The sequence below is a fragment of the Micromonospora sp. B006 genome, assembly GCF_003408515.1.
Lineage (GTDB): Bacteria > Actinomycetota > Actinomycetes > Mycobacteriales > Micromonosporaceae > Micromonospora > Micromonospora echinospora_A.
In genome coordinates this window covers 4,312,220-4,335,540 of the sequence record NZ_CP030865.1, presented here as the reverse complement: position 1 = coordinate 4,335,540, position 23,321 = coordinate 4,312,220, and the positions used below count along the sequence as shown (strand labels likewise).

Here is a 23,321-nt window from a genome sequence, read left to right as displayed (position 1 = left end):
CGGCAGAAGGGAGGCGACGGCATGACCGTACCCACGCAGGACCCCGGCTATCAGGCGGCCGGCGCGCCGCACCACGCCGACGAGGTGCGCGGCAGCTCGCTCGGTGACCTGATGCGTCAGGTGACCACCGACCTGTCCACGCTGATGCGGCAGGAGGTGGAGCTGGCCAAGGCCGAGATCCGCCAGGAGGGCAAGAAGGCGGGCAAGGCCGCCGGCCTGTTCGGCGGCGCCGGCTTCGGCGGCTACATGGTGGCGCTCTTCGTCTCGATCGCGATCTGGCAGTTCCTCGACAACGTCATGGACTCCGGGCTGGCCGCGCTGATCGTGGCCGTCATCTGGGCCGCTGTCGCGGCGGTCCTGTACTCGATGGGCAAGAAGAACGCCGAGCGGATCCGCGGCCTGAAGCAGACGAACGACAGCGTGCAGCGCATCCCCGACGCGCTCAAGCCGCACACGGAGGGAGTCACCCGATGAGCACCGATCCCGAGCAGATCCGCCGCGAGATCGAAGCCACCCGCAACAACCTCAGCTCGGACGTGGACGCCCTGGCGTACAAGGTCAGCCCGAGCCGCATCGTCGACGACCGCAAGCAGCGCGTACGCAGTGCGCTGACCAACGTGAAGGACAAGGTGATGGGAACCGCATCGGATCTCGGCCACAGCACCGGCCACGCCGCCCACTCGGTGGGCGACCACGCCTCCTCGATGGCCTCGACGGTGGGCGACAAGGCGCACTCGGCCGCTTCGACGGTCGGTGACGCCGCCCAGCGCGCGCCGCAGGTGCTGCGGCGCAAGTCCGAGGGCAACCCGATCGCCGCCGGCGTGATCGCCTTCGGCGTCGGCATGCTGGTCTCGTCGCTGATCCCGGCCACCCGCCGCGAGCAGCAGGTCGCCGCGCAGGTCAAGGCGAAGGCGGCCGAGCACGGTGGCGTGGTCAAGGAGAAGCTGGGCGAGGTCGCCGGTGAGCTGAAGGAGGAGCTGCGCGAGCCCGCGCAGCACGCCGCCGAGTCGGTGAAGGCGACCGCGCAGGACGCCGCGCACGCGGTCAAGGACGACGGCCGCGCCGCCGCGCAGGACGTGCGGCACAGCGCCGAGCAGGTGCGGTCCTGAACGTCCGCGCTCTCGGTTAGGAAGGGCCCCTTCTTATCGCCTCGCGATAAGAAGGGGCCCTTCCTTTCACCTCAGCGGGGGCCGCCCCGGTCTCCACCCAGAGCACCAGCTCGTCCGGGCGGCGCCTGGTCATCCGGCGGCGCAGCGCACGTGTGGAGTTGGCGGCCACCCGCAGCCGGGCGCCCGCGTAGGGCACCCCGCCGCGCAGCCGCCGCCCCACCGCCAGCCACGCGCACAGCCCGCGCTCCAGCGCCCACACGGGCGCGGCCAGGCTGGTGTGCGCCGGGAACACCGTCGCGCCACCGGCCCGTCGCCGGCCCAGCTCCGCCACCGCCACAGTCGCCAGCCCGGCGCGCAGCAGCAGCCCGGGCCGACGGGTGGCGAGCGCGAGAGCCGTCGCCGGCAGCACCGCCAGCGCGGCCAGCAGCCACACCGGCCGGGCCGTCTCGTCGTACGCCTGGCGGACGCGCTGCCCGAGGAAGTGCGCGGCGGTCGGCGGGAGTCGCCGCACGTACAGCCACGCCGGGGTGGCCGTGCTGCCGCCGTACGCGCGCACGGTCCGGACCAGCTCCAGGTTCTCGAAGAGCACGTCCGGGTCGTAGCCGCCCATCGCCAGGAACGTGCCCCGCCGCACCCCGAGGGTGCCCGGCCAGTCCCCGCCGAACGCGCGGGCGAGCAGCGTCCGGCCGGTGTCCCACCAGGCGTGCCAGGGCAGCGGGTCGAAGTGGTTCTGCGGCCGGACCAGGTCCACCACGTCCAGCATCTGGTGCACCGCGCACAGGGCCGGCAGGTCGTACCGGACGTCGTCGTCGGCGATCACCACGTGCTCGTGCCGGGCCAGCGCGACGCCGGTGAGCACCCCGAGCACCTTGCCGTTGCGTCCGCGCAGTGCCGGGTCCGGCGGCACGTGCCGGGCCAGCCCGTCCCAGGCGGCGGCGTGCCGGGCGAACAGCTCCGGCGGCGAGGCGTCGACCACCACCACGTCGACCCAGCGGCTCAGCTCCCGCAGGTACCCGGTCAGTTCGTCCAGGCCGTCGTCGTCGTGGGCGCGCAGCGGCAGCACGTACGCCATCGGGAGCCGGACCGGCGCGGACGCGGCGGCCTCGTCACGCACGTGCGCAGCTGTCGGTCTGGTCACGTCGCCTCCCCTCGTGTCGGGTCACGCGACTTGCCCGGAATGCGGCTGCTGAAACCGTTTCGGGCGGGCTGTGTCGGGTAGCGCAGCCGGATACGGACGGTCCGAGTCGTTCGAGGCGGAGGAGACGTGATGAGCAGGAACGCGACCAGGTGGGCGCTGGCCGGCGCCGCCACGGTGACCGCGCTCGGGATCACCCGCACGGTGGCCCGGCGGCGGCACCGGCACCAACCCGACCGTGAGGACGGCTGGTACGTGGTGCGCCGCGGCATCACAGTGGACCGGCCGGTCGACGCGGTGATCGGGTTCTGGACCGACCGGGAACGGCTCGACCGCGGCCTGGCCGAGTGGGCGACGCTGGAGCAGCTCGACGCGAACCGGTGGCGCTGCGTGGCGGCCGACCCGGCTGGCGGCGGCGCCGAGTGGCGGGCCGAGATCACCGTCGACGGCCCGGGACGGTTGAGCTGGCGGGTCACCGACGGACCGGTGGCCCAGCGCGGCCGGATCGAGCTGGTGACCGCGCCGCAGGACCGGGGCACCGAGATCCGGGCCGAGCTGCGCTGGCGCTCCGGACCGATCCGGCGCGCGGTCGGGCTGGCCGGTGGAACCGACCCCGACCTGGGGCTGCGCACCACGCTGCGCCGGATCAAGTCGCTGATCGAGACCGGGCAGGTGCTGGACACCCGGCACGACCCGTCCGGGCGCAGCCCGCGCCAGGAGCGGGCGACGGACAAGGTACGCGAGAAGCTGATGGTGGGAGGACGACCGTGAGGGCGTTGTGCTGGGAGGGCGTCGGGAAGCTGGCCGTGCGGGACGTGCCGGAGCCGACCATCAGGTCGGCCGGCGACATCATCGTCAAGGTGCGCGCGAGCAGCGTGTGCGGCTCCGACCTGCACCTGATCAACGGCTACCTGCCGGCGATGCGCGAGGGGGACGTCCTCGGCCACGAGTTCATGGGTGAGGTGGTCGAGACCGGCCCGGACGTGCGGCGCATCTCCGTCGGCGACCGGGTGGTGGTCGGGTCGGTGGTGGCCTGCGGCTCGTGCTGGTACTGCCGCACCGAGCAGTTCTCGCTCTGCGACAACTCGAACCCGCAGCCGGTCTTCACCGAGAAGCTGTGGGGTCACTCGCCTGCGGGCATCCTCGGCTACTCGCACGCGGCCGGCGGCTACTCGGGCAGCCACGCCGAGTACATCCGCGTGCCGTTCGGCGACGTCGGCGCGTTCACCGTGCCGGACGGGGTGCCGGACGACTCGGTGGTGTTCGCCTCCGACGCCATGCCGACCGGCTGGATGGCGGCCGACTTCTGCAACCTCAAGGGCGGCGAGGTGGTGGCGGTCTGGGGCGCCGGTGGGGTCGGCCAGATGGCGGCCCGGTCCGCGCAGATCCTCGGCGCCGAGCGGGTGGTGGTCATCGACCGGCTGCCGGAACGGCTCGCCACCGCGGCGCAGCGGCTCGGCGTGGAGACGATCAACTACGCCGAGACCGACGTGCTGGAGGCGCTGCGGGAGATGACCGCCGGGCGCGGTCCGGACGCCTGCATCGAGGCCGTCGGCATGGAGTCGCACGACGTCGGCCCGGCGTACGCGTACGACAAGGCCAAGCAGACGGTACGGGCGCAGACCGACCGGCCCACCTCGGTCCGGCAGGCGATCATGGCGGCTCGCAAGGGCGGCACGGTGAGCATCGTCGGCGTGTACGGCGGCCTGGTGGACAAGTTCCCGCTCGGCGCGGCCATGAACAAGGCCCTGGTGCTGCGGATGGGGCAGATGCACGCCCAGCGCTACATCCCGATGCTGCTGGACCGGGTCGCGGCCGGCGAGATCGACCCCGGCTACCTGGCCACCCACCCGATGTCCCTGGAGCAGGGCGCCCGGGGTTACGAGATCTTCGAGAAGAAGGAGGACGGCTGCCTGCGTACCGTGCTGCACCCGCAGGCCGCCTGACCGACGAAGGGTGCGCCCGTTCAGCGCAGCGGGCGCACCCCGTCGGCCCGATGTGCTCCGTCGACCGGGCGTACGCCGTCGAGCACCAGCCCGCTGGGCGGCAGCGCCGGCATGGCGCCCAGGTCGAGCGCCAGGTCCTGCGGCGGTACCCGGTAGTCCATCGCGCCGGTCAGGTTCGTCACGGCCCGCTTCATCAGCTCGATGGTGATCCACTCTCCGGCGCAGCGGTGGCCGGTGAAGTGGTCGCCGCCGCCCTGCGGGACCAGGCCGAACGGGTCGTCGCGCCAGCCGGTGAAGCGCTCCGGGCGGAACTGCTCCGGCTCCGGCCAGATGTCGGGGTGGTGGTTGGTGCCGTACAGGTCGAGCAGCACCCGCCGGCCCTGCGGGAACGTGTGTCCCCGCCACTGGAACGAGCGGCGTACCCGGGCCGCGGTGACCGGGAAGAACGGGTAGTAGCGGCGTACCTCCTGCACGAACCGCTCGGTCGCGGCGTCGTCGCCGGGTAGCCGGTCCCGCCAGTGCGGGTGGTCGTGCAGCGCCAGCGCGGCGAAGACCACGTACCGGTCCACCGCGACGGTGGGGCGCAGCACGTTGAGCAGTTCCACAGCGGCGATCCGGCGGGGCAGCGGCCGTCCCCGCTCGTCCCGGTGCCCGGCGACGACCGCCAGCGCGCTGCCCTCCGGGGCGGGCACCGTGCCCGCGCGTACCCCTTCGATCAGGTCGCCGGCCCAGCGTTGTGCGCGGTGGCGGCCGAGCCGTCCGCGCCAGTGCCGGGGGCCCAGCGCGGCCGGGGCCTCGATCATCGCGTGCATCTCGGCGGTGCGGCGCGGCACGTCGTCCTCGGCAAGCGGCACCCCGGCCCAGGCCCAGACCGTACGGGTCAGGATCTCGCCCACCTCGTCGTAGAGCACCACCGGTCCGGTGCGGGACCAGGCCGGGATCCGGGCCTGCCACTGCTCGTCGAAGATCTCCCCGAGGCGGCTGATCGCGGCCCGCGTCATGATCGACATGAACATCGCCTTGCGGACCCGGTGCGTCTGGCCGTCCAGGCCCTGCACGCCGCCGACACCGGTGAGCGTGCGCTGCCCGCGCATCGGCATGGCGCCGTGCCGTACGAACCGCTCCTCGTCGTAGAACAGCTCGGCGGCGTCCCGGCCGCGCATGCAGATCGTCGGTCTCAGCAGCAGCCGGGTCTGGAAGATGTCGGTGCCGAGGCGGTCGCAGCGGGAGCCGACGAAGCGGTAGCCCTCCCGGATGAAGGCGAGTGTGCTGTCCGGGCTCCGGTCGCTGGGCATGGTGCTCATGTCGACTGCTCCTACGCGGTTCGGCGGCGCTGCCTACCTACCCCGGGCGGCGCTGCCGAACCCTCTATCTCAGCAGCTCGGGCCGCATGGGGGAGGGGCCAGCCGGGCGGGCGGACGCTGGCCCCTCCCCGGGGGCGGAAAAGCTGGTTCCCTCGGGGTACGCGGACCGGCGGCGACCGGTCCGGCGTCCGCCGGCGTGGTGTCCGGCGGTGGTCACCGGCGACGGGGGAGGACACGGATGCGTGACGACAGGGCGGTGCGGCGGCACCGCGAGGCGCTGGCCGGGCTGCGCGGCGACGGCCGCGACGGCACGCTGATCGGCGGGCCCCGGCGCGCCGGGGCCCGCCCACCGCGGTACTTCACCGTGCACCTGGGCTTCGCCGCCACCGATCCCGCCGTCGCGCGGGAGCAGGCGGTGGCGTACGCGGAAGCGCTCGGCCTGCTCCGCCCGGAGCTGGCGCTCGGCGCGGCGGCCCTGTCCCCGGCGGACGCCTGGCACCGGGCCGAGCGGTTGTTCTGCGACGCCGTCGGGCCCGACGGCGAGCGCTGCGCCGACGTGGCCGGCCATCCGGGCTTCCACCACGCGCCCGGTCCGGGCGGGCTCGGCTGGGGCGACGGTGACTGAGTCGCGCTCAGTCCAGGTCGAACTCGCCGTCCTGGGCGCCCGCCACGAAGGCGTCCCACTCGGCCTGGGTGAAGACCAGCACCGGCCCGTCCGGCTCGGCGGAGTTGCGCATGCCGATCAGGTCGTCCACGAAGGCCACCTCGACCGCGCCCTCGGAGGTGTCGCCCTCAGCCCGCTGCCAGACCGCCCGGGAACTGTCGAAATCACCCTTGGGGTGCTGACCCATCGCTGCTCCTCCATTGCCGTGCGTAACGAGACGGCCCGAGCGGACCACATCGGGCAGGATAAGCGGATGCCGAGCCTCACCCGTGCAGAGGCGACCGCGCGCCGCGCGTCGATCACCGTCGAGTCCTACGATGTGGACCTCGACCTGACCGGCGACGCCGAGCGGTTCCGCTCCGCCGTCACCATCCGGTTCCGGGCCACCCCCGGCACCGAGACCTTCGTCGACGTCAAGCCCCGCCGACTCCTCGCCGCCCGCCTCAACGGCAACGACCTCGACCCGGCCCTGCTGGCCGGCGACCGGCTGCCGCTGACCGGCCTGGCCGCGACCAACACGCTCACCGTCGAGGCCGAGATGGCCTACTCCAACACCGGCGAAGGGCTGCACCGCTTCGTCGACCCGGCCGACGGCGAGACCTACCTCTACGCGCTGTCCTTCCTGGACGACGGGCCGCGCATCTTCGCCGCGTTCGACCAGCCCGACCTGAAGGCCCCGGTGACGCTGACCGTCACCGCGCCGCCGGAGTGGACTGTCGCCGCCAACGGGCCGCTGGCCGACCGGCCCGCACCGGGGCGCTGGGAGTTCGCCACCACCGAACCGCTCGCCACCTACTTCGTCTCGCTGATCGCCGGGCCCTGGCACGTGCTGCGCGCCGAACACGACGGCATCCCGCTCGGCCTCTACTGCCGGCGTTCGCTCGCCGAGCACCTGGACGCCGACGCCGAGGAGATCCTCACCGTCACCCGGCAGTGCCTCGACCGCTTCCACCAGTTGTTCGCCGAGCGCTACCCGTTCGGCAAGTACGACCAGGCGTTCGTGCCCGAGTTCAACGCCGGCGCGATGGAGAACCCGGGCCTGGTCACGATCCGCGACGACTACGTCTTCCGCTCGGCGGTCACCGACACGCAGCGGGAGCTGCGCGCCACCACGATCGCCCACGAGATGGCGCACATGTGGTTCGGCGACCTGGTCACCATGCGCTGGTGGGACGACCTCTGGCTCAACGAGTCGTTCGCGGAATACCTGGGCACCCGGGTCACCGCCGAGGCGACCCGGTTCGACCGGGCGTGGACCACGTTCGCGAGCCGCCGCAAGGCCTGGGGCTACACCGCCGACCAGCGCCCCTCCACCCACCCCGTCGCGCCGGAGGAGGTCGCAGACGCCGCCCAGGCGCTGCTCAACTTCGACGGCATCTCGTACGCCAAGGGCGCCAGCGTGCTGCGCCAGCTCGTCGCCTGGCTCGGCGACGACGCGTTCCTGGCCGGGCTGAACGCGCACTTCGCCGCGCACCGGTTCGGCAACGCCACGCTCGCCGACCTGCTGTCCAGCCTGGGCGCCGCGAGCGGCCGCGACCTGGACGGCTGGGCCGAGCGCTGGCTGCGCCGCGCGCAGGTGAACACGCTGCGGATCGACACCGCTGTGGACACCGACGGGCGGTGGGCCGAGGTGGCGATCGTGCAGACCGCCCCGGCGAGTCACCCGGTCCTGCGGCCGCACCGCATCGGCGTGGCCCACCACACCGCCGACGGCCCGGCCCGCCGGTACGCCGTCGACCTCGACCCGGACGCCGACGGCGGCCGGACGCCGCTGCCCGAGCTGGTCGGGCAGCCCGCCACCGGGCTGCTGCTGCCGAACGCCGGTGACCTGACGTTCGCCAAGATCCGGCTCGATCCGGCCTCGGCGGACGCGGTGCCGACGCTGCTTCCCGGCCTCGCCGACCCGCTGGCCCGGGCGCTGCTCTGGGGCGAGGCGCTGGACGCGGTCACCGACGGGGAACGCCCGGCTGGCGCGCTGGCCGCGCTGATCGCGGCGGCGCTGCCCGCCGAGACCGAGGTGACGATCGTCGAGGACGTGCTGCTGCTCAGCCGCCGGCTGATCGACCGCTATCTCGACCCGCTCGCCCGGGACGCGGCGCTGCTGCGGGTGGCGACCGCCTGCGCGGCGCTGCTCGACTCGGCTCCCGCGGGCGGCTCGCTGCAGCTCGCCGCGGCGCGGGGTCTGATCGCCGCCACCACCGACACCGCGATGCTCACCGGCTGGCTGGCCGGCAAGGAGGTGCCGTCGGGGCTGGCCGTGGACACCGACCTGCGCTGGGCGGTGCTGCGCCGGCTGGTGGTGCTCGGCGTGGCCGGTACTCCGCAGATCGACGCCGAGGCCGACGCCGACCGCAGCGCCACCGGCGCCGAGCAGGCAACCGCGTGCCGGGCCGCGCTGCCCGACCCCGACGCGAAGCGGGCCGCCTGGGAGATCGTCACCCGCAGCACCGAACTGTCCAACCGCCTGGTCGAGGCGGCCGCCGAGGGCTTCTGGCAGCCCGAGCAGGCCGAGCTGACCGCCGCGTACGTGCAGCGCTACTTCACCGACATTCCGGCGGCGGCGCGGCTGCGTACCCCGTGGGTGGCCGACGCGGTCACGGTGGCCGCGTATCCCCGCTACGCCGTGGCGCAGCCCACCCGGGAACTGGCCGCGGCGCTGCTGGCCCGCGACGACCTGACGCCCGGCCTGCGGCGGTGGGTGACCGACCTGGACGACGACATGCGCCGGGCGCTCGTGGCCCGGACAGCGGTGGCCGCCGCGTCGGCCTGAGCTGGGAGCGCGCCGGGTGGGGGCCCGCCCGGCGCGCTCGACCGCGGACCCCGCCCAGGGCTGTCGGGCGGGCGGCCTACGATCGCTGGGTGGAGGAAGACATCCGGCGGGTCGGCATCATGGGCGGCACGTTCGACCCGATCCACCACGGGCACCTGGTGGCGGCGAGCGAGGTGGCCGACCGGTTCGGTCTGGACGAGGTGGTCTTCGTGCCGACCGGACAGCCGTGGCAGAAGGCGGAGGAAGCGGTCACCCCGGCCGAGGACCGTTATCTGATGACGGTGATCGCTACCGCCTCCAACCCGCGCTTCCAGGTGAGCCGGGTCGACATCGACCGCGGCGGCCCCACCTACACCGTCGACACGCTGCGCGACCTGCACGCCGAGTACGGCGCGAAGGCGCAGCTGTTCTTCATCACCGGCGCGGACGCGCTGGAGCGCATCCTCTCCTGGAAGGACCTGGACGAGGCGCTCGAACTGGCCCACTTCATCGGCGTGACCCGGCCCGGCTTCGAACTCACCGACAAGCACCTGCCGGCCGACTCGGTCAGCCTGGTGCAGGTGCCCGCTATGGCGATCTCCTCGACCGACTGCCGCGCCCGGGTCGCCCGGGGCGAACCGGTGTGGTACCTGGTGCCCGACGGTGTGGTGCAGTACATCGCGAAACGGCGGCTCTATCAGCGGTGATTCCACCCCTTGTGTCCCCCTTCCTGCCTGAAATCGACCAGAACTGACAAGTCGTCGCCACGCCGGGTGTGAGAGGCTTGGAGGGTCGCACGGTTGATCGAAGGAGAACGGTGACAGTTTCCGAGCGCGCGCACGAGCTGGCGATGGCCGCCGCCCAGGCCGCGGCCGACAAGAAGGCACAGGACATCGTCATCATCGACGTGGGTGACCAGCTCGCGATCACCGACGCGTTCCTGCTGGCCGCCGCTCCGAACGAGCGTCAGGTGCTCGCCATCGTCGACGCCATCGAGGAGCGCCTGCTGGAGCTGCCGGAGAAGGCCAAGCCGGTGCGCCGCGAAGGCGAGCGCGGCGGCCGCTGGGTGCTGCTCGACTACGTCGACATCGTGGTTCACGTCCAGCACACCGAGGAGCGCGAGTTCTACGCGCTCGACCGGCTCTGGAAGGACTGCCCGCAGATCCCGTTCACCGATCGCGACCTGGCCGACTCGGCCGCCGGCACCGCCACCGCCGAATGACCCGCCTGATCATCTGGCGGCACGGCAACACCGACTGGAACGCCGCGAGCCGCGTCCAGGGCCAGACCGACGTGCCACTCAACGACCTCGGCCGGGAGCAGGCCCACGCCGCAGCCCCGGTGCTCGCCGCGCTGCGCCCGGACGCGATCGTCGCCAGCGACCTGCGCCGGGCCGCCGACACCGCCGCCGCGCTCGCCGCGCTGACCGGGCTGCCGGTCCGCACCGACGCGCGGCTGCGGGAACGGCACTTCGGCCAGTGGCAGGGCCTCACCCTGACCGAGGCGGCCGAGCGGTTCCCCGACGAGTACGCCCGCTGGCGGGCCGGCGACCCCGACCCCGGCGCCGACATCGAGAGCCTGCACGACCTGGGCGAACGGCTCGGCGCCGCGTTCCGGGACGCCGCCGGCCTGGCCACCGGCGGCACTGTCGTCGTGACCACGCACGGTGGCGGCGCCCGGCAGGGCGTCGGGCACCTGCTCGGCTGGGACCACACAGTGCTGCGCAGCCTCGGCTCGCTGGCGAACTGCCACTGGACCGAGCTGCGCCGCAACGACGTCCGGGGCTGGCACCTGCGGGCGCACAACGTCGGTCTGGTCACCCAGGCGGCGCTCACCGACGCGGTCTGACACCTCCGGCCCCGGCGTGTCACCGCGTCATCGGCTAGCGTGCCGGTCATGCCCGTCGCGGTCGTCACCGACTCCACCGCCTATCTGCCCTCCGACCTGGTCCGCGCACGCGGGCTCACAGTCGTCCCGCTGACCGTCGTCCTCAACGGCGCCGAAGGGCTGGAGGGCGTCGAGACCTCACCCGCCGACGCCACCCGCGCGCTGAGCGCCCGGCGGGTCTCGGTGAGCACGTCCCGGCCCGCGCCGGAACAGTTCGCGCAGGTCTACCGCACGCTGCTCGCCGAGGGCGCCGACGGCGTGGTGTCGGTGCACCTGTCCGCCGAACTGTCCGGCACTGTCGAGGCCGCCCGGCTGGCCGCCGCCGAGGTCGGCGACGACCGCGTCACCGTCGTGGACAGCCGATCCACCGGCATGGGCCTCGGCTTCCCGGCGCTCGCCGCCGCCGCGGCCGCCGCGCAGGGCGCCGACCTGACCGGGGTACGCGACGCGGCGCTGGACGCGGTCACCCGGACCACCATCTACTTCTACGTCGACACGCTCGAGTTCCTGCGCCGGGGCGGCCGGATCAACGCGGCCGAGGCGCTGCTCGGCACCGCCCTCTCGGTGAAGCCCATCATGCACATGCCGGACGGCGCGATCGTGGTGAAGGACAAGGTCCGTACCGCCAGCCGGGGAGTGGCGCGTCTGGTCGACCTCGCCGTCGAGACAGCCGGTGACGCCCAGGTGGACGTGGCGGTGCACCACCTCGCCGCGCCGCAGCGGGCCGAGCAGTTGCTGACGGCGCTGACCGAGCGGCTTGGCGACCGGCTGCACGACACGTACGTCACCGAGGCCGGAGCGGTGGTCGCGGCGCACGCCGGACCCGGGCTGGCGTGCGTGGTGGTCCACCGCCGCACCCCCTAGGGTGGCCGGATGAGCGTTCGGTCGTATGTCGTCACCGGCGGCGGGCGGGGCGTCGGACGGGCGATCGTCGAGCGGCTGGCCGCCGACGGCGGCGTGGTCGTCGTGGTCGAACGGGACCCGGGCGCGCTGGACTGGCTGGCCGGGCATCCGCTCACCGACCGGCTGCACGCCGTGACCGGGGACGCCGGCGACGAGGCCGTCACCGGCCTGGCCGCCGACCGCGCCGAGGCGTACGCGCCGCTGGCCGGCTGGGTCAACAACGCCGCCGTCTTCCGCGACGCCGACCTGCACCGCGCGTCCGCGAGCGAGGTGGTCGACCTGATCGCGCTCAACCTGCGGCCCGCCGTGGCCGGGTCCGGCACCGCCGTACGCCGGTTCCTGGCCGCCCGGACCGGCGGGGCGATCGTCAACGTCTCGTCCCACCAGGCCCGCCGGGCGGTGCCGGGCGCGTTGCCGTACGCCACCGCCAAGGCCGCGGTGGAGGGGTTGACCCGGGCGCTCGCCGTCGACTACGGCCCGCACGGGATCCGTGCCAACGCGGTCGCGCTCGGCTCCGTCCACACCGAACGGCACGCCGCCTACCTGGCCGGGCTCGACCCGGCCGAGGTCGCGCACGTCGACGCGGAGATGGCCCGGCTGCACCCGCTCGGCCGGATCGGGCGTACCGACGAGGTGGCCGAGGTGGTCGCGTTCCTGCTCTCCGACCGCGCCTCGTTCGTCAACGGCGCGACGGTGCCGGTCGACGGGGGACGGGCCGCGCTCGGCTTGGACCCGGAGGCGCGCTGACTGCTGTTTTCGGCTACCTAGCACGGCCACGGCTTGATCGGGTGTCCGTCCACAGTCCTCCCGTCGTCCACAGGTGAGCGCTCGCCCGCCGATGCGGCACGAGCTGCCGCCGTAGCGTCCCGAGCCGTGCCAGACGACGAGGAGACGACGGTACGGCGGCGGCTCGCCCGGCTGTTCGGGTCTGGGCCCGGCGAGGCCGAGCCGGGTCTCGGACTGCGCCCCGGCTTCCCGGAGCGCGACGGCGGGCTGGAGCGTCCCTCCGGGGCGTACCCCTGGTCCGGCGAGCCGGACGCCGACGACGGCCCGTCCCACGATGCCCCGGTGAGCGCGCGCGGCCTGGCGTCCCGGCTGCCCGGACCCGGGGCGTTCGACCCCGGCCGCCGGGGTGTGCGTGCGCTCGCGGCGGTGGCGGCAGTGGTGGTCGTGGTGGCCGCGGTCTGGGCCTGGCGCTCGCGCCCGAGCACCGAACCCGTCCAGCCGGTGGCGGCGTCCTCCGAGGCGCCGGTGGGTGCGGCGACCGAGGCGGTCACCGGGGTGCCCGCGTCAGCCGGCTCACCGGGGCAGGTGGTCGTCGCGGTGGCCGGGAAGGTCCGCCGCCCCGGCCTGGTCCGGCTGCCGGCCGGGGCCCGGCTGGCCGACGCCGTCGAGGCGGCCGGTGGGGCGCTGCCCGGCGTCGACGTGGCGCTGCTCAACCCCGCCCGCAAGGTCACCGACGGCGAGCTGATCCTGGTCGGCGTGACCGCCCCACCGGGACCGGGCGGGCCCGCCGCCGCGGGCGCAGGCGGTGCGCCGGGTGGTCCGCCGGCGCCGGCCGGGCCGGTCAACCTGAACACCGCGACGCTCGCCCAGCTCGACGCGCTGCCGGGCGTCGGCCCGGTGCTCGCCCAGCGGATCCTCGACCACCGGGACCAGCACGGCGGCTTCCGGTCCGTGTCCGACCTGCGCCAGGTCGACGGCATCGGCGACGCCAGGTACGAGCAGCTCAAGGAACTGGTGACGGTGTGAGCGGCCGGCGTGCCACTGCCTCGCCCGTCCTCGACGGTGGCCCTGCGCCCGTCCGCGACGTGCCCGATCTGCGGCTGGCCGGGTCGGCGGTGGCCGCGTGGCTCGCCGCGCTGGCCGGGCTGCACCTGACCGTCCGGGCGACCGTGTGGATGGCCGCCGTCGCCGCCACGCTCGCCCTTCTGGCGGGCCTGCGCCGCTGCGGCGCGCTCGGCCGACCGGGGGAACCGGCCCGCCGCTACGGCTGGATCGCGGTCGCCGTGCTGCTCGGCGTCGTCTGCGGGGCGGCCGCCACCGGCGCCCGGCTCGCGATCCGCGACGCCACGGCGGTACGCGCGCTGGTCGCCGAAGGCGCAGTGGTCACCGCCGACCTGGTGTTGCGCGACGATCCGCGTCCGGTACGCGGTGCCCCCGGCCGGCCACCGATGCTGCTGGTCCGAGTCGACCTGGTCCGCCTCACCGGAGGCGACGGCGCGCGGGTCACCGGCCCGGTACGCGCCCTGGTGCTGGCCACCGACCCGGCCTGGCGGCCGCTGCTGCCGGGTCAGCGGGTCACCGCCCAGGGGCGGCTGTCCGCCCCGCGCGGCGGTGACCTGACCGCCGCCGTGCTCTCCGCGGCCGACCCGCCCACGTTGCGCGGCAGCGCGTCCTGGCCGCAGCGGGCAGCCGGTGTGCTGCGATCGGGGCTCCAACGCGCCTGTGAGCCGCTGCCGGACGCGCCGGGCGGGCTGCTGCCCGGACTCGTGGTGGGGGACGTCAGCCGGCTGCTGCCCGAGGTGGAGGACGACTTCCGGGCCACCGGGATGACGCACCTCAACGCGGTGTCCGGCTCCAACGTGGCGATCGTCGTCGGGGCCGTGCTGCTGCTGGCCCGCTGGGCTCGCGCCGGTCCGCGTACCGCCGCCACGCTGTGCGTGCTCGCCCTGGTCGGGTTCGTCATCCTGGTACGGCCCTCGCCGAGCGTGGTGCGCGCCGCCGCGATGGGTGCGATCGGGCTCGCCGCGCTGGCCGCCGGGCGGTCCCGGTCGGCGCTGCCCGCGCTCGCCGCGGCGGTCACCGGGCTGATCCTGTACGACCCGGACCTCGCGGGCGACCCGGGGTTCGCGTTGTCGGTCTGTGCCACCGGGGGACTGCTGCTGCTCGCGCCGGGATGGCGGGACGCGCTGCGCCGCCGGGGCGTACCGGCCGGGCTGGCCGAGGCGCTCGCCGTGCCGGCCGCCGCGCAGCTCGCCTGCGGCCCGGTGATCGCCGGACTGTCCGCGACGGTGAGCCTGGTGGCGGTGCCGGCGAACCTGCTGGCGGTGCCGGCCGTCGCGCCGGCCACTGTGCTCGGTGTGCTGGCGGCGGTGCTGTCGCCGGTGTGGCCGGGCGGGGCGGAGTTCCTGGCCTGGCTGGCGAGTTGGCCGGCGCGCTGGCTGGTGGCGGTCGCCGCGTACGGGGCGGACCTGCCGGCCGGGAACCTGCCCTGGGCGGGCGGCGTGGCCGGCGCCCTGCTGCTGGCGGCGGTGAGCGTGGCGCTGCTGCTCGCCTTCCGCCGACGCCGGACCCGGCGGCTGATCGTGGTCGTCGCGGTGGCGGTCGTGCTGGGCGCGGTGCCGGTCCGGCTGCTGGCCTCCGGCTGGCCGCCGCGCGGCTGGGTGGTGGTGGCGTGCGCGGTGGGGCAGGGGGACGCGGTGGTGCTGCCGGTCGCGGCCGGGCGGGCCGTGGTCGTGGACGCCGGACCGGACCCGTCCGGCGTGGACGCCTGCCTGCGCCGCCTCCGCGTACGTGAGGTGTCGCTGCTGGTGGTCAGTCACTTCCACGTCGACCACATCGGCGGCGTGGCCGGGGTGTTCCGGGGCCGGCGGGTGGGCGCGGTGGTGGGGCCGTCCTGGTCCGAGCCGCCCTACGGCGCCGCCCAGGTCCGCGAGGCGGCCGGCCGGGCCGGTGCGCCGCTCGCTGCCGCCCAGGCGGGCTGGCGATGGCGGGCGGGAGCGGTGGACCTGGTCGCGATCGGGCCGCCGTACCCGCTGCGGGGCAGCCGGTCGGATCCGAACAACAACTCGCTCGTCCTGACCGCCACCGTGGCCGGGGTACGGATCCTGCTCGCCGGTGACGCCGAGACGGAGGAGCAGCGGGCGATGCTGGAGACGATGCCGGCCGCCGCGATCCGGGCCGACGTGCTGAAGGTGGCCCACCACGGCTCGGCGTACCAGGATCCGGAGTTCATCGCCGCGGTGCGCCCGGCGGTGGCGCTGGTGTGCGTCGGCGTCGACAACGACTACGGGCATCCCAACGCCGGGCTGCTGGACCGGCTGACCCGGGGCGGCGCGCGGGTGCTGCGTACCGACACCGGCGGTGACCTGGCCGCTGTTCGCGTCGGCGCCGGCCTCGCCGTGGTGACGCGCGGCCCCGATCCGGTACGACAGCGATGAGCTGGTGAATCTTGTTGTGGTAGGTGGTGGATCAAGGCAAATGTCTGGATTTGCGCTGAGTGCGGGCTGCGCCGTCACAGTCCTCGATGACCAGGTCCGATCGGGTCGGAGGGCGTGCGAGTATGGGCGACGTGACCCCCGCCGACCTGCCCCCTATTGTGCTCGTCCTCGGCGACGAGGAGCTGCTCGCCACGCGAGCGGTCACCGAAGCCGTCGCCCGGGCCCGCGAGGTGGACCCCGACGTGGACGTGCGGGAATACCAGGCCGGCACGCTGACCGTCGGCGAGATCGCCGAGATGCTCAGCCCGTCGCTGTTCGGCGGACGCCGTGTGCTGGTGCTCCGCTCCGGCCAGGACGCCCGCAAGGACCTGTCCACCGCGCTGCTGGCGTACGCGAAGAATCCCGACCCGGACGTGCAGCTCGTGGTGCTGCACGTGGGCGGGGCCAAGGGCAAGGCGTTCGCCGACGGGCTGCGGGCGGCCGGCGCCACAGTGGTGCCGGCGATGAAGCTCAAGGGCGACCGGGAGCGGGCCGCCTTCGTGCGGGACGAGATCCGCCGCAACGGTGGCAAGTGCACGCCGGACGCGGCTGACGCCCTGGTCGCGGCGGTCGGGAACGACATGCGTGAGCTGGCCGCCGCCTGCTCGCAGCTGCTCGCCGACACGGACGGGCGGATCGGCGCGGACACGGTGGCCCGCTACTACCGGGGACGAGCCGAGGTGACCGGCTTCACGGTGGCCGACGCGACGATGATCGGCGACGTGCCCGGCGCGCTGGAGGCGCTGCGGTGGGCGTTGCACGTCGGTGTCGACCCGGTGCCGATCGCCGACGCGCTGGCCGACGGCGTACGGACCGTGGCCCGGGTCGCCGCCGCCGGGCGGGGAAGCCCGTTCCAGCTGGCCAAGACGCTGGGCATGCCGGCGTGGAAGATCGAGAAGGCTCAGGTGCGTGCCCGGGGCTGGACGCCCGAGGGCCTGGTCGAGGCGATGCGGGTGGCCGCCGAGTGCAACGCGGCGGTCAAGGGCGGCGCCGACGACCGGGCGTACGCGCTGGAGCGAGCCGTGTTCTCGGTGGCCGCGGCCCGGCAGGGCGGCGCCCGGTGACCCGATCGTGGTCGACGGTGGCCACTGACGAGGAGCGGTACCGCCCGCTCTACGCCCGGGTGCTGGGCCTGCGCTTCGTCAACCCGGGCGGGGTGCTCTGCTTCCTGTTCTTCGAGGGCGCGATGGCGTTCGCCGTGCTGCTCGCGCTCGCCGAACTGGTGAGCTGGTGGGCGGTGCTGGTGCTGCCGGTAGCGGTGGCCGCGATGGTCAAGCTCAACGACGTGGTCGCCGAGATGGTCGTCCGCACCGCGGCGCTGGTGCCCGAGCAGGAGCGGGACCGCTTCCGGCGGCAGATGGAGCCGGTGGTCGGCCGGGCCCGGGTGCCCGCGAGCGCCCAAGCATTGCCGGGTGGCACGGCCCAGAGCGTCCGGTCGTTGCCGGGCGGCGCGACCACCGACTCCCGGGGCGTCCGCTACCACCATCCGCAACGCGCGACGTTCGACCGCCCGCCCGGGCGGTAGCAGCGCCTGTTCCCCGCGTCGCGCCCTGTGCCGTCGCGCGGGATCTTGGTACGGAACCGCCCCTCCAAGGGCTGATTCGTACCAAGATCTGCGGCGTGATCGGAGTGGGGACAGCCGTAAGCCCCGGGACTCGGTGGCCCCGGGGCTTACGGTCGGATCTGCGGTTCCGGTCAGGCAGAGAACGAGGCGACGCGCTTGGCGATCGCCGACTTGCGATTGGCCGCCTGGTTGGCGTGGATGACACCCTTGCTGGCAGCCTTGTCCAGCTTCCGGGTGGCCTCACGCATCAATACGGTGGCCTTCTCGGCGTCGCCCGCCTCGGCAGCCTCGTGGAACTTCCGGATGGCGGTCTTCAGCGACGACTTGACCGACTTGTTACGCAGCCGGCGCTTCTCGTTCTGCCGGTTGCGCTTGATCTGGGACTTGATGTTCGCCACGCGACAGCCTCGTCTTGATAGCTCGGGTTGGTCTGCTTTCGCGCACGACGAGCATGCGTCATCGCCGCGCGAAAAGCCAGGCTACCAGGTCGGCCCCGGACGAGCCAAAACGCCTCCGCCCGGGGCCCACCCGCCACCGTCACCAGCATGCCGTCGCACCCAGGGATCACACCAGTCCGACCGGCGTTTCCAGGCTGGTCGAGCGGCGCGCCACTTCGGGGAAGTGGCGGGGTCAGGGCCGGTGTGATGTGGCCATATCCCCGTGCTGGTGTGGATCAAGGGCGGGGGCTGGTGGACGGGCGCGCCGCTTCGGGGAGGTGGCGGGGTCAGGGGCGGTGTGATGTGGCCATTTCCCCGTGCTGGTGTGGATCAAGAACGAGGGCCGGTGGACTGGCGCGCCAGCTCGGGGAAGTGGCGGGGTTAGGGCCGGTGTGATGCCGCCACTTCCCCGTGCTGGTGTGGATCAGAACGAGGGTCGATGGACGGGCGCGCCAGATCGGGGAGGTGGTGGGGTCAGGGGCGGTGTGATGCCGCCACCTCGCCGTACTGGTGTGGATCAAGGGGGGGCGGTTCGGTGGGATGCGCGCCACCTTGTTGAGCTGGGGTGGGTCATGGGGAGCCGGCGGGGCGTGTCCAGGGCCAGCCTCGCCGCTCGGCCAGCCAGCCGAGCGCCTGCTCGCCGCTCCAGCGCTGGTGGGCGCGCAGGTGCGGGGACGCCGTCGACGGTCCGGCGGCGGCCCCGGTCAGGTAGTAGCCGGCCAGCGCGGCCAGCGTCACGTCCAGCGCGTCCCGGGGCGCGCCGGCGGCGGCCGGGTGTCCGGCGAACGCGGCGTCCGCGTCCAGGCCGCTGGCGTACGCGGTGAGCAGCAGCCCGGCCAGGTCGAACCAGCCCGGCCCGTGGCAGAGCCAGGGCCAGTCGCAGAGCCAGGCGCGCCCGTCGGAGTCGATCAGGAGGTTGTCCACCCGCAGGTCGCCGTGGGCGAGCCCGGTGGCCGCGTCGGCGTACCCGGGCAGGCGCGACTCCAGCGCCACCAGGTCGGCCAGCGGGGCGCCGGCCGCCGGCTCGGGCAGCGGCTCACGTCCGGCGGCCACCTCGCCCCACCAGAGGATGTCGTCGCGGGCCAGGTCCGCGAGCCGGGGGAGCGGGAGCGCAGCCAGCTCTGGGGGCGGATCGGCGAGCGCGGCGGCCACCTCGGCGTACGCGGCCATGGCGGCGTCCAGCTCGGCCGGTGCCCAGGGCAGCCGGGGGGTGTGTCCGTCGATCGCGTCGAGCGCCAGCGCGTACCAGCCGGACTCGGTGAGCGCCCAGCGCGGCCGGGGCACCGGCAGGCCGGCCGGGAGCCGGGCCAGGATCGCCGCCTCGTGGGCGTACCAGTCGACCAGGTGCCGCTGCCCGTCCAGCGCCGCCGCCTTGACGAACACGCGCGCACCGGCGGGACCGGTCAGTACGGCGGCGAAGCCGCTGGTGAATCCGCCGGCGGCCACCCGGACCGCGGCCGGTGGGCCGCCGAGCCGGGCGGCCAGCGCTTCCCGCAGCCCCGCCGGCAGGTCGGCCCAGCCCGGCCGCACGGCCGTCGCCCCGTACGCGACGGGCGGGAGTGAGATCGCACGCACCGCACCATGCTGCCGCACGCGGACCGCTCCGCCCCGCCGCACCGGCCCGCCGGCGCAAAGCCAGCGCCGAACGCGCACCGACCCAAGCGCCGACGCCGAACCGAGCACCGGCGCAAAGGCCAGCACCGAACCGAGCACCGCCGCACGCACCGCGGACCACTCGTCGGTGGGCTCTGCCAGACTGCCCACCATGAGGACCGACGAGTTCTGGCAGCTGATCGACGAGGCCCGCACCGGGGCCGGGGGAGAGCCCGACGCGGTCGCCGCCCGGGCGGTCGCGCTGCTGGCCGAGCGCGACCCGGAGGAGATCGTCGGGTACGCCCACCACCAGCGGCGGGTGCTCGCCGCCTCCTACCAGGTCGACCTCTGGGGCGCGGCGTACCTGATCAACGGGGGCGCGTCCGACGACGGCTTCGAGTATTTCCGGGGCTGGCTGATGACCCAGGGCCGGGCGGTGTTCGCCAAGGCGGTCGGCGACCCGGACTCGCTCGCCGAGCTGCCGCAGGTCCGGGCGGCGGCGCTCAGTGGCGAGGAGTTCGAGTGCGAGCAGATGCTGGCGGTGCCGTGGGACGCGTACCGGAAGGCCACCGCGGCCGACCTGCCGGCCGAGCGTGACCCGGTGCCGGTGCCCGACCTGAACGACTTCTGGGACTTCGACGACGAGGAGGAGGCCCGCCGCCGGCTGCCGAGGCTGGCCACGCTCTTCGTCGAGCCACCCGTGGAGTAGGACGGAGTAAAGGGGGAGTCCGGGCGCGCCCCGGGCGACGTGGGACCATGGAGGGGGCCGGCGGCGCGCCGGCCCGCTCACGTCAGCCGACCAGAACGGACCGCTGTGCCACCGACGCTCGATCCCGGCGCGAACGCTCCTGGTGCCACCGACCCGGCGCGCATCCGGAACTTCTGCATCATCGCCCACATCGACCACGGGAAGTCGACCCTGGCCGACCGGATGTTGCAGCTCACCGGTGTGGTCGACCCCCGGCAGATGCGCGCGCAGTATCTGGACCGGATGGACATCGAGCGCGAGCGCGGCATCACCATCAAGAGCCAGGCCGTGCGGATGCCGTGGACGATCCGCGAGGGCGACCGGGCCGGTGAGACGGCTGTGCTCAACATGATCGACACCCCGGGCCACGTGGACTTCACCTACGAGGTGTCCCGTTCGCTGGCCGCCTGCGAGGGCGCGATCCTGCTCGTCGACGCCGCGCAGGGCATCGAGGCGCAGACGCTCGCCAACCTCTACCTGGCGCTCGAGAACGACCTGCACATCATTCCGGTCCTCAACAAGATCGACCTGCCGGCTGCGCAGCCGGAGAAGTACGCCGAGGAGCTGGCGCACCTGATCGGCGGGGACCCGGCGGACTGCATCAGGGTCTCCGGTAAGACCGGTGAGGGCGTGCCCTATCTCCTGGACGAGATCGTCCGGCAGTTCGTGCCGCCGGTGGGCGAGGCCGAGTCCCCGGCCCGCGCGATGATCTTCGACTCGGTGTACGACGTCTACCGGGGCGTGGTCACCTACGTGCGGGTGATCGACGGCCGGATCTCGGCCCGGGACCGGATCAAGATGATGTCCACCGGCGCGGTCCACGAGCTGCTGGAGATCGGCGTCATCTCGCCGGAGATGGTCAAGGCCGACGCGCTCGGCGTCGGCGAGGTGGGCTATCTGATCACCGGCGTGAAGGACGTGCGCCAGTCCCGGGTCGGTGACACCGTCACCATCAACAACAACCCGGCCAAGGAGGCGCTCGGCGGTTACAAGGACCCGAAGCCGATGGTCTACTCGGGCCTCTATCCGATCGACGGCTCGGACTACCCGAACCTGCGCGAGGCGCTGGACAAGCTCAAGCTCAACGACGCGGCGCTGGTCTACGAGCCGGAGACCTCCGGCGCGCTGGGCTTCGGCTTCCGCTGCGGCTTCCTCGGCCTGCTGCACCTGGAGATCATCCGGGAGCGGCTGGAGCGGGAGTTCAACCTCGACCTGATCTCCACCGCGCCGAACGTGGTCTACCGGGCCATCCAGGAGGACGGCGAGGAGATCGTGGTCACCAACCCGAGCGAGTACCCGACCGGCAAGATCGCCGAGGTGTACGAGCCGACGGTGCGGGCGACAGTGCTGACCCCGAACGACTACGTCGGCGCGGTGATGGAGCTGTGCCAGGGCCGCCGGGGCAGCCTGCTCGGCATGGACTACCTCTCCGCCGACCGGGTGGAGCTGCGCTACACGCTGCCGCTGGCCGAGATCATCTTCGACTTCTTCGACCAGCTCAAGAGCCGTACCAAGGGTTACGCCTCGCTCGACTACGAGCCCTCCGGCGAGCAGGCGTCCGACCTGGTGAAGGTGGACATCCTGCTGCACGGCGAGCCGGTCGACGCGTTCAGCGCGATCGTGCACAAGGACAAGGCGTACACGTACGGCACGACGATCGCGGCGAAGCTGCGTTCGCTGATCCCGCGCCAGCAGTTCGAGGTGCCGATCCAGGCGGCGATCGGCAGCCGGGTGATCGCCCGGGAGACCATCCGCGCGATCCGCAAGGACGTGCTCGCCAAGTGCTACGGCGGTGACATCAGCCGGAAGCGCAAGCTGCTGGAGAAGCAGAAGGAGGGCAAGAAGCGGATGAAGATGGTGGGCCGGGTGGAGGTCCCCCAGGAGGCGTTCATCGCCGCGCTCTCGTCCGATTCCGGCGACGGCAAGCCCGCCGGCAAGAAGTAACAGCCTCGGCTCCACGACCGGCCGGTGTCCTCCTCCGAGGGTGCCGGCCGGTTCGCGTACCCAGGAAATTTGCAGCCGGTGGCAGCGCTCCCACCTGCGGGTTCGCGGTCGCGGGGGGAGCGGTGGTCGATGCCGCCGGTTTCGGTTTTCGATGCGTCGGGCACTTAGCGGTCACGACAGCAAACGCACAGAACGTGCGAAATCGCTTAGGAGGACCGACCGTGGAGTTCACCGTCTGGGGCATCATCACCGCGCTGGTCGTTGGTCTGATCGTCGGCGCGCTGGGCCGGCTGGTCGTGCCGGGCCGGCAGAACATGCCGATGTGGCTGCACATGGTGATCGGCGTCGGCGCCGCCCTGCTGGGCACCGTCCTGGCCCGGGCGCTCGGCATCGCCACGCAGACCGCCGGCATCGACTGGGCCGAGCTGGCCGTGCAGGTCGTGCTCGCCGCCATCGGTGTGGCCCTGGTGGCCGGCGTCGGCCGCCGCCGCAGCGTCTCGCGGTACTGACCCGCGCTACGAACGCGCCTCGACGGGCGCCCGGCCACCTGGCCGGGCGCCCGTCGGCGCTTTCCGCATTGAACCCCGTCCGTGCGTCCCTGCCGCTCGCCGCGCCTGGTTTCGAGGAGAAACAGCAGGTCAGCGTACGTCTGAACAATTCGTCATCGGAGTCGGTTTGGATTTCCGGGCGGTCGGGAACTTAGCGATCACGACAGTAACCACACAAAAATGTGTGACCCGATCTTAAGGAGGAGGGCGACCATGGAGCTCACCGTTTGGGGCATCATCACGGCGCTGGTCGTTGGTCTGATCGTCGGCGCGCTGGGCCGGCTGGTCGTGCCGGGCCGTCAGAACATGCCGATCTGGCTGCACATGCTGATCGGCGTCGGCGCCGCGCTTCTGGGCACGATCGTGGCCCGGGCCTCCGGCTTCGCCGAGACCGCCGGCATCGACTGGCGCGAGCTGATGCTGCAGGTGCTCTTCGCTGCGATCGGCGTGGCCCTGGTGGCCGGCGTCGGCCGTCGCCGCGGCGTCTCGCGCTACTGACCCCGCACCACGCGCCTCGACGGGCGCCCGGCCTCACCGGCCGGGCGCCCGTCGGCGTTCGTGGGCTCTCAACTGCCCGGACGGCATCGA

24 protein-coding genes are annotated in these 23,321 nt (G+C 73.7%); 19 read left to right on the top strand and 5 right to left on the bottom strand.

All coding sequences use genetic code 11. From position 1 onward, the window contains the following. The first annotated feature begins 21 nt into the window (after nt 1-21). Nucleotides 22-474 carry a phage holin family protein gene (locus MicB006_RS19390; protein ID WP_116507995.1) on the top strand — a complete coding sequence of 151 codons (453 nt, stop codon included), beginning with the start codon at nt 22-24 and terminating at the stop codon, nt 472-474. Further along, nucleotides 471-1,109, top strand: coding sequence for a DUF3618 domain-containing protein (locus MicB006_RS19385; protein WP_116507993.1), 639 nt, complete (start codon nt 471-473; stop codon nt 1,107-1,109). Before MicB006_RS19390 ends, MicB006_RS19385 begins: the two co-directional genes overlap by 4 nt. Nucleotides 1,110-1,125: 16 nt before the next feature. Here the strand turns inward: MicB006_RS19385 and MicB006_RS19380 are convergent, their stop codons facing one another. Continuing rightward, complete coding sequence (locus MicB006_RS19380; protein WP_225980420.1) at nt 1,126-2,247, bottom strand: glycosyltransferase family 2 protein; 1,122 nt, start codon at nt 2,245-2,247, stop codon at nt 1,126-1,128. A 129-nt stretch (nt 2,248-2,376) separates the two neighbouring features. Between MicB006_RS19380 and MicB006_RS19375 the strand changes: the two genes are divergently transcribed. Next, nucleotides 2,377-3,015, top strand: a complete 639-nt coding sequence (locus MicB006_RS19375; RefSeq protein WP_073831864.1) for a cyclase — start codon at nt 2,377-2,379, stop codon at nt 3,013-3,015. Next, nucleotides 3,012-4,190, top strand: a complete 1,179-nt coding sequence (locus MicB006_RS19370; protein WP_073831863.1) for a zinc-dependent alcohol dehydrogenase — start codon at nt 3,012-3,014, stop codon at nt 4,188-4,190. Before MicB006_RS19375 ends, MicB006_RS19370 begins: the two co-directional genes overlap by 4 nt. Before the next feature lie 20 nt (nt 4,191-4,210). Here MicB006_RS19370 and MicB006_RS19365 read toward each other — a convergent pair whose 3' ends face one another. Next, nucleotides 4,211-5,494, bottom strand: a complete 1,284-nt coding sequence (locus MicB006_RS19365) for a cytochrome P450 (protein ID WP_116507992.1) — start codon at nt 5,492-5,494, stop codon at nt 4,211-4,213. 238 nt (nt 5,495-5,732) lie between these two features. Here MicB006_RS19365 and MicB006_RS19360 point away from each other — a divergent pair, with 238 nt between their 5' ends. Continuing rightward, nucleotides 5,733-6,119, top strand: coding sequence for a hypothetical protein (locus tag MicB006_RS19360; protein WP_116507990.1), 387 nt, complete (start codon nt 5,733-5,735; stop codon nt 6,117-6,119). Between the two features lie 7 nt (nt 6,120-6,126). Here the strand turns inward: MicB006_RS19360 and MicB006_RS19355 are convergent, their stop codons facing one another. Further along, nucleotides 6,127-6,345 carry a DUF397 domain-containing protein gene (locus MicB006_RS19355; RefSeq protein ID WP_030503096.1) on the bottom strand — a complete coding sequence of 73 codons (219 nt, stop codon included), beginning with the start codon at nt 6,343-6,345 and terminating at the stop codon, nt 6,127-6,129. A 66-nt stretch (nt 6,346-6,411) separates the two neighbouring features. On the opposite strand from MicB006_RS19355, the gene pepN reads away from it, so the two are divergent. The 10 genes from pepN (at nt 6,412) to MicB006_RS19305 (ending at nt 17,424) form a co-directional block, all read left to right on the top strand. Next, nucleotides 6,412-8,928, top strand: a complete 2,517-nt coding sequence (pepN, locus tag MicB006_RS19350) for an aminopeptidase N (RefSeq protein ID WP_116507988.1) — start codon at nt 6,412-6,414, stop codon at nt 8,926-8,928. 89 nt (nt 8,929-9,017) lie between these two features. Beyond that, nucleotides 9,018-9,614, top strand: a complete 597-nt coding sequence (gene nadD / locus MicB006_RS19345; RefSeq protein ID WP_030503098.1) for a nicotinate-nucleotide adenylyltransferase — start codon at nt 9,018-9,020, stop codon at nt 9,612-9,614. A 110-nt stretch (nt 9,615-9,724) separates the two neighbouring features. Continuing rightward, a complete protein-coding gene (gene rsfS, locus MicB006_RS19340) occupies nt 9,725-10,129 on the top strand; it encodes a ribosome silencing factor (protein WP_013287996.1) in 405 nt (134 codons plus the stop codon). Further along, nucleotides 10,126-10,755, top strand: coding sequence for a histidine phosphatase family protein (locus MicB006_RS19335; protein ID WP_073831858.1), 630 nt, complete (start codon nt 10,126-10,128; stop codon nt 10,753-10,755). The genes rsfS and MicB006_RS19335 overlap by 4 nt, the downstream gene beginning before the upstream one ends. A 48-nt stretch (nt 10,756-10,803) precedes the next feature. Continuing rightward, on the top strand, nt 10,804-11,658 hold the full coding sequence (locus MicB006_RS19330) for a DegV family protein (RefSeq protein ID WP_116507986.1): 855 nt from the start codon (nt 10,804-10,806) through the stop codon (nt 11,656-11,658). 9 nt (nt 11,659-11,667) lie between these two features. Beyond that, nucleotides 11,668-12,444, top strand: a complete 777-nt coding sequence (locus tag MicB006_RS19325; protein ID WP_116507984.1) for an SDR family NAD(P)-dependent oxidoreductase — start codon at nt 11,668-11,670, stop codon at nt 12,442-12,444. A gap of 126 nt (nt 12,445-12,570) precedes the next feature. Continuing rightward, complete coding sequence (locus MicB006_RS19320) at nt 12,571-13,449, top strand: ComEA family DNA-binding protein (RefSeq protein ID WP_116507982.1); 879 nt, start codon at nt 12,571-12,573, stop codon at nt 13,447-13,449. After that, a complete protein-coding gene (locus tag MicB006_RS19315) occupies nt 13,446-15,860 on the top strand; it encodes a ComEC/Rec2 family competence protein (RefSeq protein ID WP_370013355.1) in 2,415 nt (804 codons plus the stop codon). The genes MicB006_RS19320 and MicB006_RS19315 overlap by 4 nt, the downstream gene beginning before the upstream one ends. A 122-nt stretch (nt 15,861-15,982) precedes the next feature. After that, nucleotides 15,983-16,963, top strand: coding sequence for a DNA polymerase III subunit delta (gene holA, locus MicB006_RS19310; protein ID WP_116507980.1), 981 nt, complete (start codon nt 15,983-15,985; stop codon nt 16,961-16,963). Beyond that, complete coding sequence (locus MicB006_RS19305) at nt 16,960-17,424, top strand: hypothetical protein (RefSeq protein WP_116507978.1); 465 nt, start codon at nt 16,960-16,962, stop codon at nt 17,422-17,424. The genes holA and MicB006_RS19305 overlap by 4 nt, the downstream gene beginning before the upstream one ends. Before the next feature lie 170 nt (nt 17,425-17,594). Here MicB006_RS19305 and rpsT read toward each other — a convergent pair whose 3' ends face one another. Together rpsT and MicB006_RS19295 are read right to left on the bottom strand one after the other, a co-directional pair. Further along, complete coding sequence (gene rpsT / locus MicB006_RS19300; RefSeq protein ID WP_030503107.1) at nt 17,595-17,861, bottom strand: 30S ribosomal protein S20; 267 nt, start codon at nt 17,859-17,861, stop codon at nt 17,595-17,597. A gap of 609 nt (nt 17,862-18,470) precedes the next feature. Next, the gene (locus MicB006_RS19295) at nt 18,471-19,475 is read right to left on the bottom strand and encodes a phosphotransferase family protein (protein ID WP_116511615.1); all 1,005 of its coding nucleotides are present in this window, start codon (nt 19,473-19,475) and stop codon (nt 18,471-18,473) included. A gap of 190 nt (nt 19,476-19,665) precedes the next feature. Here MicB006_RS19295 and MicB006_RS19290 point away from each other — a divergent pair, with 190 nt between their 5' ends. From MicB006_RS19290 to MicB006_RS19275, 4 genes are all read left to right on the top strand, one after another. Beyond that, nucleotides 19,666-20,202, top strand: coding sequence for a DUF4240 domain-containing protein (locus MicB006_RS19290; protein ID WP_116507976.1), 537 nt, complete (start codon nt 19,666-19,668; stop codon nt 20,200-20,202). Between the two features lie 105 nt (nt 20,203-20,307). Then, entirely contained in the window at nt 20,308-22,185 is a 1,878-nt protein-coding gene (gene lepA, locus MicB006_RS19285; protein ID WP_073831850.1) for a translation elongation factor 4, read from the top strand. A gap of 221 nt (nt 22,186-22,406) precedes the next feature. Then, nucleotides 22,407-22,694, top strand: coding sequence for a GlsB/YeaQ/YmgE family stress response membrane protein (locus MicB006_RS19280; RefSeq protein ID WP_116507974.1), 288 nt, complete (start codon nt 22,407-22,409; stop codon nt 22,692-22,694). A 252-nt stretch (nt 22,695-22,946) separates the two neighbouring features. Beyond that, nucleotides 22,947-23,231, top strand: a complete 285-nt coding sequence (locus MicB006_RS19275; protein WP_013287983.1) for a GlsB/YeaQ/YmgE family stress response membrane protein — start codon at nt 22,947-22,949, stop codon at nt 23,229-23,231. Nucleotides 23,232-23,321 lie beyond the last annotated feature (90 nt).